10 protein-coding genes are annotated in these 10,471 nt (G+C 42.4%); 7 read left to right on the top strand and 3 right to left on the bottom strand.

From position 1 onward, the window contains the following. Nucleotides 1-204 precede the first annotated feature (204 nt). The gene (locus AC37HE_RS09050; protein WP_500782507.1) at nt 205-1,743 is read right to left on the bottom strand and encodes a YifB family Mg chelatase-like AAA ATPase; all 1,539 of its coding nucleotides are present in this window, start codon (nt 1,741-1,743) and stop codon (nt 205-207) included. Between the two features lie 122 nt (nt 1,744-1,865). On the opposite strand from AC37HE_RS09050, the gene AC37HE_RS09045 reads away from it, so the two are divergent. The 5 genes from AC37HE_RS09045 (at nt 1,866) to AC37HE_RS09025 (ending at nt 6,709) form a co-directional block, all read left to right on the top strand. Next, nucleotides 1,866-2,672 carry an ion transporter gene (locus AC37HE_RS09045; protein WP_500782506.1) on the top strand — a complete coding sequence of 269 codons (807 nt, stop codon included), beginning with the start codon at nt 1,866-1,868 and terminating at the stop codon, nt 2,670-2,672. 117 nt (nt 2,673-2,789) lie between these two features. Continuing rightward, nucleotides 2,790-3,086 (top strand): hypothetical protein, encoded by a 297-nt coding sequence (locus AC37HE_RS09040; RefSeq protein WP_500782505.1) that lies wholly within the window; start codon nt 2,790-2,792, stop codon nt 3,084-3,086. Between the two features lie 9 nt (nt 3,087-3,095). Next, nucleotides 3,096-5,006 carry a DNA mismatch repair endonuclease MutL gene (gene mutL, locus AC37HE_RS09035; RefSeq protein WP_500782504.1) on the top strand — a complete coding sequence of 637 codons (1,911 nt, stop codon included), beginning with the start codon at nt 3,096-3,098 and terminating at the stop codon, nt 5,004-5,006. 82 nt (nt 5,007-5,088) lie between these two features. After that, nucleotides 5,089-5,829: a rhomboid family intramembrane serine protease gene (locus AC37HE_RS09030; RefSeq protein ID WP_500782503.1), complete on the top strand. Its 741-nt coding sequence runs from the start codon at nt 5,089-5,091 to the stop codon at nt 5,827-5,829. A 1-nt stretch (nt 5,830) separates the two neighbouring features. Next, the gene (locus tag AC37HE_RS09025) at nt 5,831-6,709 is read left to right on the top strand and encodes a rhomboid family intramembrane serine protease (protein ID WP_500782502.1); all 879 of its coding nucleotides are present in this window, start codon (nt 5,831-5,833) and stop codon (nt 6,707-6,709) included. 353 nt (nt 6,710-7,062) lie between these two features. Here AC37HE_RS09025 and AC37HE_RS09020 read toward each other — a convergent pair whose 3' ends face one another. Both AC37HE_RS09020 and AC37HE_RS09015 read right to left on the bottom strand, forming a co-directional pair. Beyond that, nucleotides 7,063-8,064 (bottom strand): YihY/virulence factor BrkB family protein, encoded by a 1,002-nt coding sequence (locus AC37HE_RS09020; protein ID WP_500782501.1) that lies wholly within the window; start codon nt 8,062-8,064, stop codon nt 7,063-7,065. Nucleotides 8,065-8,066: 2 nt separating this feature from the next. Then, nucleotides 8,067-8,459 carry a DUF4783 domain-containing protein gene (locus tag AC37HE_RS09015; protein WP_500782500.1) on the bottom strand — a complete coding sequence of 131 codons (393 nt, stop codon included), beginning with the start codon at nt 8,457-8,459 and terminating at the stop codon, nt 8,067-8,069. A gap of 183 nt (nt 8,460-8,642) precedes the next feature. Here AC37HE_RS09015 and rlmH point away from each other — a divergent pair, with 183 nt between their 5' ends. Together rlmH and AC37HE_RS09005 are read left to right on the top strand one after the other, a co-directional pair. After that, the gene (gene rlmH / locus AC37HE_RS09010) at nt 8,643-9,116 is read left to right on the top strand and encodes a 23S rRNA (pseudouridine(1915)-N(3))-methyltransferase RlmH (RefSeq protein ID WP_500782499.1); all 474 of its coding nucleotides are present in this window, start codon (nt 8,643-8,645) and stop codon (nt 9,114-9,116) included. Nucleotides 9,117-9,125: 9 nt separating this feature from the next. Then, nucleotides 9,126-10,471: hypothetical protein (locus AC37HE_RS09005; protein ID WP_500782498.1), on the top strand; the 1,346-nt coding region annotated here is incomplete at its 3' end.

The raw sequence follows: 10,471 nt of genomic DNA, 5'->3' as shown, positions 1-10,471 counted from the left end.
CGCAAACCCATCAACCGACCTATTGGATCGGACAATCTATCTACCATATCTTTTTGTTTATAACTTAAATGTGTAACCGAAAAGCTGTCAAAATGTTTTTGTCAGTTACATGAACCGACCAAATTTAAGAAAAAGAAGCTGCTCAATAGATTCGCATAGATTAAAATGAACAGAAATTCTGAAAAAGAACAGTCGATCTCCGAATTAACTTCCCCAGCTTTCGCGATCTAAACTGCGGTACTGAATAGCTTCGGAAATATGATGACTTTCAACTGAAGGGGAAGCTTCCAGATCGGCAATCGTGCGGGCTACACGCAAAATACGATCGTAGGCACGAGCAGAAAGTCCTAAACGCTCCATCGCGTTTTTTAGCAGCATATTACTGGTAGAATCAAGCTGTACATAATCTCGAATTTGGCGAGACGACATTTGTGCATTACAAAAAATACCATCCATTCCCCTGTACCGATCCGACTGAATCTTCCGAGCCTGTATTACCCGCTCACGAATTGCAGTACTATTCTCCGTCTCATTTAACTCTGATAGTTTTTTAAACGGTACCGGCACAACTTCCAGATGAATATCAATACGATCAAGCAATGGACCAGAAATTTTATTCAGATATTTCGGCACCATTCCCGGAGCACAAACGCACTCTTTTGTCGGGTGATTGTAATAACCACAAGGGCAGGGATTCATGGAAGCAACCAACATCAGGCTCGCCGGATATTCAACCGAAAATTTTGCCCGGGAGATCGTAATCTTGCGATCTTCCAAAGGTTGCCTCATCACTTCGAGCACCGTTCTTTTAAATTCCGGCAGTTCATCGAGAAACAAAACACCATTATGTGCCAACGAAATTTCTCCCGGTTGCGGATAAGTTCCACCTCCGACCAGTGCTACATCTGAAATTGTATGGTGGGGAGACCGGAACGGTCGCTCAGTCATTAAGGACGTATCTTTGTCAATACGGCCAACAACCGAGTGAATCTTCGTGGTTTCCAAAGCTTCGTGCAAAGTAAAAGGAGGTAAAATAGTAGGAATTCGTTTCGCCAACATGGTCTTTCCTGCACCGGGTGGACCTATCATAATCACATTATGACTTCCGGCGGCAGCAATTTCCAAAGCTCGCTTCACATTCTCTTGCCCTTTAACATCCGCAAAATCCAGATCCGAATGATTTAGCATTTTATAAAATTCCTCGCGCGTATCAACAATCGTTTGTTCCAATTCTTCTTCATCATTGAAAAAATCAACAACCTGCAAGATATTCTCTACACCATAGACTTTCAACTTGTCGACTACGGCTGCCTCGCGAGCATTTTGCCGGGGTAGAATGAGTCCTTCAAAACCTTCCTCTCTTGCTTTTATTGCAATCGGCAAAGCTCCTTTTAAAGGTTGAAGGGTACCGTCAAGAGACAGCTCCCCCATCAAAACAAAACGATCTAATTTTTCGGCTTTTATTTGTTCGGAAGCAGCCAAAACGGCGATTGCCAGGGGTAAATCGTACGACGATCCTTCTTTTCGTAAATCAGCCGGCGCCATGTTAATGATGATCTTCTGCCGCGGCCATTTATAGTTATTCAGCCGCAAAGCTGCTTCAATGCGCTGTTGACTTTCTTTGACTGCATTATCCGGCAACCCTACCAGTGAAAAACGAATCCCCTGTGAAACATCGGTTTCTATCGTTATTGTTGTAGCATCGATGCCATGAACAGCCGATGCAAAAGCTTTAATCATCATGATTTATTGGTTTTACGCAAGTTCTATTTATCTTATCTAAATTTACAGCTATTAGCAGTAAATCGCAAATTCATCAGTAAGAAGGTTTTTAGTATCTTTAATCATCATTCTTAAACCCAAATATGCCCATCAGAAAAGAGCTTTACGAGATTATTTTTGAGGCTGACACCCCAAAAGGAAAAGCATTCGACATCGGTTTATTACTCATCATCCTGGCCAGTATTATCCTGGTCATGCTGGAAAGTGTTCCCCGAATTAACCAACAATATGGTGAAACATTACATCTATTTGAATGGGTCATTACCATCATATTCAGTGTTGAATATGTGTTGCGCGTTGCTGTTGTAAACAAACCCTGGCGTTACATACTCAGCTTTTACGGCATCATCGATTTACTATCGGTACTACCGACATACCTCAGTTTGGTACTGGTCGGAAGTCACAGCTTAATGATTATTCGAGCCATTCGGTTACTGCGGGTTTTCCGGATCCTAAAATTAAGTCGTTATACGCAAGCCGGCAACAACCTGGGAAAAGCACTGTGGGCCAGCCGGGAGAAAATTTTTGTCTTCCTCTTTTTCGTTATCAACCTGGTCATTATAGTTGGTACGCTCATGTATCTGATTGAAGGCCCGGAGCATGGCTTCAAGAGTATCCCCTCAAGTATTTACTGGGCCATTGTAACAATGACGACTGTTGGCTATGGCGATATTTCTCCCCAGACGCCAGTTGGGCAACTAATGGCGAGTATGGTCATGATTATCGGTTATGCAATTATTGCTGTTCCAACAGGAATTGTCACCTCCGAGATTATTCGTGGAGCACGTAATACAAACACGCAGGTGTGTCCGCATTGTCTGCACGACCAGCATGACAATGATGCAGTCTATTGCAAGAAATGCGGCGGCAAGCTCAACGAAGATAACTAATGCCCGTACAAACAGATACAGAGCGATCTACCGAAAAGTTGATCCCGTTTTGAAAAGGCCTTCATGGTCTGGTGTGATTTTTGTATTTTTGCTGTTCAATCTAATATTGAAGAAACTATGATTGGAAAATTTTTCCATACTCCCAGAGCGAAGCAGTTCCATATTACAACCCGCTATTACGATGCGGAAAAGGAAGAGTTGAGAGACCGGGAAGAACGGATTAAATCGGAATTAGGAATGAATGAGAAAAAAGGTTGGGATCCCAATCACCGCGCAAATATTCGCGGAACATTCAGACAAAATATGGGCGGCTTTTCAAAGTCGGCATCAGATGCCAGACGCCGTTCAAACACACGTCTGATCTTTTTCATTCTGATTTTGACTTTAGCTGTTTACCTGTTTTTCAAATTTTAAAATAATTCTGTGTCAGATATTATTCAACTGCTTCCCGACTCGGTAGCAAACCAGATTGCAGCGGGCGAAGTTATTCAGCGCCCGGCTTCGGTTGTTAAAGAGCTGGTTGAAAATGCTATTGATGCCGGGGCTACACAAATTACAATCAACATTAAGGATGCAGGTCGCACACTTGTACAGGTAAGTGACAACGGTTGCGGCATGTCGGAAACCGATGCTCGCATGGCTTTTGAGAGGCATGCAACATCGAAAATCCGCGAAGCGAACGACCTGTTCAACATTCGCACCATGGGTTTTCGTGGCGAGGCACTGGCCTCGATTGCAGCTATTGCCGATGTTGAACTGCACACCAAACAACACGAGGTGGAGGTCGGTACTTTCATCAACATTGTGGGGTCGAAAGTTTTGAAACAGGAAGTAACCAGTTGTGCCAACGGAACAAATTTTCTGGTTAAAAACCTGTTCTATAACGTTCCGGCAAGACGAAAATTTCTGAAGTCAAATTCCACCGAGCTGAAACACATCATCAACGAGGTGCAGCGGGTTGCTTTGGCTAATCCGGAAATTGGCATCTCACTGATTCACAATCAGGATTCGATTTATGAGATGGCAGCCGGCGATAATATTCGTAAACGCGTTGCTGCAATCTTCGGGAAAAGCATTAACCAAAACCTGGTACCGGTAAACACAGAGACCAGCCTCGTGAACATCAAAGGCTTTGTGGGACAACCTAAGTATGCCCGCAAAACTTATGGCGAACAATTTTTCTTTGCCAATAACCGGTTCATGAAGCATCCGTTCTTCAACCGGGCAGTGATGCAGGCTTACGAAAAAATTTTGGCACCCGACAGTTACCCCGCTTATTTCCTGTACCTGGATGTTAACCCCGATTGTATCGACATCAACATCCACCCGACAAAAACAGAAATTAAGTTTGAGAATGAGTCGGCAATCTGGCAAATTATTCACGCCTCAGTACGCGAAGCCTTAGGCAAGTTCAATGTTATGCCATCGATTGATTTCGACCAGGCCGGCAGTATCGATATTCCGATTGCCCCAAAAAGCCGAGAAGGAATTGAAGCTCCGAAGATTGAAGTTGACCCAACCTACAATCCGTTTAATGTTGAAGTAAAATCGTATCCGGGCGGCACACGAGGTACAACAATTGGGAGCTACCCGAGTACGAGTAACAAACATGAGCAAGTACAGCATTGGGAAAAGCTTTACAGCGACTTCAACAAATCGGCAGATGAAGAAAGTGCTGATAATGAAGTGATCATTTCAACTTCAGCTCTTTCAAATAACGGAGAACAAGAGCAAACAACCGGCTTAACCATCCAGCAGGAAGAAGTCAATCCGGGACGCACTTGTTTTCAGTTTAAGAACAAATACATTCTCACTCCTGTCAAATCGGGATTGATGGTCATTGACCAAAAACGGGCACACGAGCGAATTCTGTTTGAAAACTTTATGGCTATGCTGGCCCAACAACAAATAGCCAGTCAGCAATTGCTGTTCCCGCATACCTTCGACCTGGAAGCATCGGATGCAGAACTGCTGCGCTCAGTCGTTCCCAATTTAAAATCCCTTGGTTTCGACATCAAAGAAAGTGACACAAACCACTTCATCATCAGTGGGATTCCTGGAATTCTGGAAAATGTCTCCCCCCTGGAAATTATTGAGAGTTTATTGGAAGACCTGAAAAATACGGCTGTTGATATGCACGAAAAAGCAAAAGAAAAGATTGCCGGATCACTGGCTGTGGCTTCGGCAATACCTTATGGTCATCTGCTAAGAAACGAAGAATTAAACCAATTGATTGATCAGTTGTTTGCATGTTCAACACCTAACTTCTCCCCATCCGGCAAGCAAGTGTTAACAATCATGCCGGTCGATCAGTTTGAAAAACTCTTAAAGTGACATTTTGACCTGTATTTATTTTCTTTGTAAGAATATAAACAGTTTGGCAAGGCTCTTGTGAGCCATCACCTAAATTTTGACTATGAATAACATGCGATCTCCATTTGCGAATACTCCCCCGGTTGTTAAAAACCTGGTAATTATTAATACGCTAATGCTACTGGCAACATGGGTACTGCAAACGCGCGGCGTTGATCTTACTCAAACACTCGGGTTGCATTATATTGGCTCGCCGGCATTTAAACCTTACCAGTTGGTTACGCATTTATTCATGCACGGAGGTTTCACCCATCTCTTGTTCAACATGTTCGCTTTATGGATGTTTGGTCGCGTTCTTGAAAATGTTTGGGGTCCCAAACGGTTTTTCATTTTCTACTTTATAACAGGACTAGGGGCAGCAGCCTTGCATCTTTTTGTGAATTACCTGGAATTTAGATCCATCGCCTCACAGATGAGTCCGGATAAAGTAACCATGGTCATGCAACAAGGTGTTGACATCTGGCGTCAAGGAAAAAACTACACTGATCCGTTGATGAGCCAACTGAATGCTCTTTTAAATGTGCCGACTGTTGGAGCATCGGGTGCTGTTTTTGGGGTTTTGGTGGGTTTTGGAATGTTATTCCCCAACACCATGCTGATGCTACTTTTCCCGCCCATCCCTATTAAAGCCAAATATGCCGTTATCGGGATGATTTTAATTGAAGTCTACTTTGGCTTCACCAACTCTGGTGGTAACATTGCTCACTTTGCCCACCTGGGAGGTGCTTTGTTTGGTTACTTGATGGTTAAATACTGGAATAAGAACAGTAAACATTTCTTCTAAAATGAATATTACAGACGAAATAAAGGAGTCGTTCAGAAAGGGCTCAGTACTCACTCGCCTCATCTACGTTAACATTGCCGTTTTTGTAGTACTTAGATTGATTAACGTTGTTTTCTTCCTGATGAATGAAAACTTCACCTTAATCAACTGGCTGGCACTTCCGGCTTCAAAAGATGCCCTTTTACAGCGCCCCTGGACGATTTTCACGTACATGTTTCTGCATTTCGAATTTCTGCATATCCTTTTCAACATCCTGTGGCTCTATTGGATGGGAAAAATTTTCCTGATTTATTTTGATGAAAAGAAACTGCTGGGTGTTTACATTCTTGGTGGTTTGTTTGGTGGTATTTTCTTCCTGCTGGGCTACAACCTGTTTCCGGCATTTGCCAGCAAAGTACCTTTTTCGCAATTACTTGGGGCATCAGCATCGGTATTGGCAATTATTGCTGCCGTAGCAACTTACGCCCCCAATCATCCGATTAACCTCATGTTTATCGGGCAGGTAAAAATGAAGCATGTTGCGCTATTTTCAATCATCATATACACCATCGGAATTGCAACATCGAACGCAGGCGGGAACCTGGCCCACCTTGGAGGTGCATTTTTGGGTTTTCTGTTTGTTTACCTCATGCGTAAAAATCACGACCTGACAGCTGTAATTACCCTGTTTACAGAAAAGCTGCAAACCTTGTTTAAGCCAAAGCAGCGCGTAAAGGTGACCTACAAAAAAGCTCCGAATTCAAATATGGATATGGAGTATAATCACCAAAAAAACCTGAAACAGGACGAAATTAACCGGGTTCTCGACAAGATCAGCAAATCGGGTTACGACTCATTGACCAAAGAAGAAAAAGAATTACTCTTTAAAATGGGAAAATAAGTACGATGGAGCATTGCTCCTGGTCGTTCTTATGCTGCTCAACAGGTTTCAGGGGTCGCTCAAGCCAATTCATATGCCGCTCAGCATCTTTCAGGGGTTGCTCTAGCTGATTCTTATGTTGCTCAGCATGTTTTGGAGGTCGCTCCGGGCAATTCAGGGGTCGCTCAGCAGAAATCGAGGGTTGCTCTGAATGAGCAACAGAAAAAAGAAAATGAAGTACAACCAAAATCAGTAATTAGATTCTGCTGGTTTTGTATTACAGTCGATCGAAAAACAAAGGATTTACCTCCAATCTTACCAGATTAAGTATAAATCAGTCTTTCAAGTTTATTAGAAAGGCCACCAGGAAGTCTTTAACAGGCATTGTCATGCTCTTTCCGCTTTTTAATGCGGAACCGCCGTCTGATAATTCGTTTCACCTCGCCTTTTTTCACTAACCGTTTCCCTGTTCGTCGTGCAGCAGCCAGGCTGGCATTCAGCTCGAAACCAAAAAGCAGGACCAGCGAAATCAGATATAGCAACAGAAGAACAACCAATAAAGCTCCGATAGAACCATACAACTTGTTATATTGGCTAAACCGCGTGATGTAGTAATTAAAGCCCAAAAGCACAATCACACTCAGGATAGTCGACATAGTTCCGCCAGCAGATATAAAGCGCCAGCGAATTTTTTTGGCAGGTGCCAGGTAAAACAAAAATGAATAGGCAAAAAAGAACAATGCAATAATTACAACCCATTTACCAATCGTCAACGAGTAATAGGCAAAAGCCCCACCAAGCAAGCTGTGGGCATACAGGTAATTAATTACGATTTGCCCAAGTATAATTAAACTGATGGCAATAGTGAGTAAAAAGGCCAAAATCATTAGCAGAACAACAGCCATTAACCGCTGCATGTACCATGGCCGGGTTTCGAAAATATGCAAGGAGGCATCGAAGGCATTCATCATGGATACCAGTCCATTGGTTGAGAAGATCATACCCATAAAAAAACCAAAGGAAAGCAAACCGCCTCGTGGCTGAGTTAGAATATCCCGAATTGTTTCGTCTACAGCCTCAAAAGTATGCATCGGCAAGACACCCTGAATCAGCGTAAAAAGCTCATCCTGGAAATGCTGAATAGGCACATACGGGATTAAGGTAAATAAGAAAATCGTAGTTGGGAAAATTGCCAGAAAAAAACTGAAAGCAATGGCTGAAGCCCTGGTTGTAATAGCTCCGTTTTCAATACTTCGATAGAAGAACAACATAACGTCGTAAAGTGGTACCCGGTCAAAGCCCGGCAAGGTCACTTTACGGGCACGAATCAACCAGCTTAAAAAAATACGCTTGAACCGATGTAACCGGTTGTTCATTCTTATTGTTTTTCAATTCTCAATTGATGGATTACCGGTTTTCCGTCTTCATTTTTCACAAAAAAAGACACCCTGTAGCCCCCTGTCGTTGTTGTTAGTTTACCAATGGCAAACTTGGAATCTTCCTTTCCACTCTGATGGATAATCGAAAACCCTGTTGGCTTATTCTGATTAAAAAAGTTGGCAACAATTTGCTGAGCCTGTGCCTTGCTGTAGACATCATCCTGATCCAGAACAAACAGTTCAATATTTTGGTTAAAATAGCTCGATAACGTAACCGCATTACCGGTCTTAAAGCTTAAAACCAGATCATCCGGAATTTGAGCCATCCCCAGCATTGTGCTGAATACAAAAGCCAGAATCACCAAGGTTATCTTTCTAAAATTCAGTTTCATTCTTCATCCAATTTGTACGGTTCGTACGGTCAAATTACAATAAATATAGTTTTCTTTTATAAATCACGCTGTTTTTTTAAAACAGAACATTTCTAAAGAAACATAAATTGTACCAAACGACCGAAAATCGTATTTTTAGATATTTAACTTTGTAAAGTTAACAAATTTCCAACGCGGTTACCCATGAAGATAAAGCTGGTTGTTATAGGCAAAACTGATAAAAAATATTTGAACGAAGGCATCGATTTATTTCAAAAGCGCATTCCTCATTACTTGCCCTTTGAATATCAAATCATTCCGGACATTAAAAATACCCGCAACTTGTCGGAAGACCAACAACGTGAGAAAGAAGGCGAATTAATTCTGGCTCAGCTGAAGCCTGGCGACGAGCTCATTTTACTGGATGAACGAGGAAAAGAGTTCCGGTCGGTTGATTTTGCCAATTACCTGGAAAAGAAAATGCTGGGAGGGCTTAAAACGCTGATTTTCTGTATTGGCGGCCCCTATGGATTTTCACAACAGGTTTACCAAGCAGCCTCTGGCAAAATCAGTTTATCGAAAATGACTTTCTCTCATCAAATGGTTCGGCTTATTTTTTGTGAACAACTCTACCGGGCATTAACCATCCTGAAAGGTGAACCCTATCATCACGAATAAAGCGCCAATATGAAGACCCTGCAAAAATATGCATTCCTGCTTCTGTCTGTTCTCCTGATTGTTTTCGGAGTTATTTCTGAAGAATTTGCGATTCAGAAAGATCGCAAGCAGTCCATTGAGCAAAAATTCGAACAAGTCTTTCAGGAAAGGTTAGATCTCCTGAATTTGAAGTTGGACGAAATATCGGAAACACTCGAGTCTCCCAATTTCGACGGCAATCTCGAAAATAGCTTCAAGGGTTTATTTCCTTTATACAAACAGGATGGATTGGGTTTTTTAATCACGCAGGGTAAAGAGCTTGTCTTTTGGTCGAGTAACCACTTCTCATTTGCCGGAATATACACCGAAGAGCATGCCTCAAAATTGGTATTTCTACCCAACGGGATTTTTTATCTCGACAAACGGCAAGCCGGGAACTATACAATTTATGGGCTCATCCACATCAAGGACAACTACTCCATTGAAAATGAATTCATTCAAAATAAATTCGACGAAGATTACGACATTCCGGCCAGCTACACAGTCAAAAGCATTCAAACAAATTTAGGAGTGCCGGTGCACGACAGCAACGGGACCTTTCTTTTTTCACTGGTTCCGGGCAACTCGGATCAGATAAGCAAACCAGCGCTTATTTTACCAATTATATTCTTCCTGTTGGGCCTGCTGTGTTTCCTGATTTTTGTCCGGCAAATCTTCAGATTCTATAAGCATGAACATTTCGTCCTGCGAATTTTAATCCTGGGCTTGGTATTGTTCGGCCTTTACTGGTTTCGAATTCTTTTTCACTTTCCCGGAATTTGCAAATTCTTTGACTTATTTGGCCCATCGCTTTATGCCTACTCAACCCTGCTCCCCTCGCTGGGCGACCTGTTGCTGTTTAGTATCCTGCTCTTTTTCTGGAGCTTCAACTTCGCCAAAGATTTTACACTCTCGCGGGTTCGTAAAGTAGCTGAATTGGTGGCTGCTTTCTCCTTTACACTCCTTTTCTACCTGGCCATCAACTTTTTGATTGAAAACCTCATTCGAAATTCCAGTTTCACCTTCCAGCTTAACCGCATCGACGATATCAACGAATACAGTATTATCGGCTACGTTATTATTGCCCTGCTATTCTTTTCTGCCTTTATCATCAACCTCCAGGTGGTGGAATACAGCGAGAAGTTCATCCGTCGCAAATTATTCTTCTACCTTCACTTAGTACTCATAATCATCTTCACAGCGCTGTGTATTTACACAAAAGCAACCATCGTTTATATCATCACCCTTCATTTAATCGCGAACCTATCGGTATTTATTCTCCAGAAGACACAGATAAAGCGATTTTCACTTTCGTTTATCATCTATTTTGTATCGCT

It is taken from the genome of Mangrovibacterium sp. (assembly GCF_059905295.1).
Note: the sequence above shows the minus strand (reverse complement) of the source record. Positions and strands in the feature narration are given on the sequence as shown.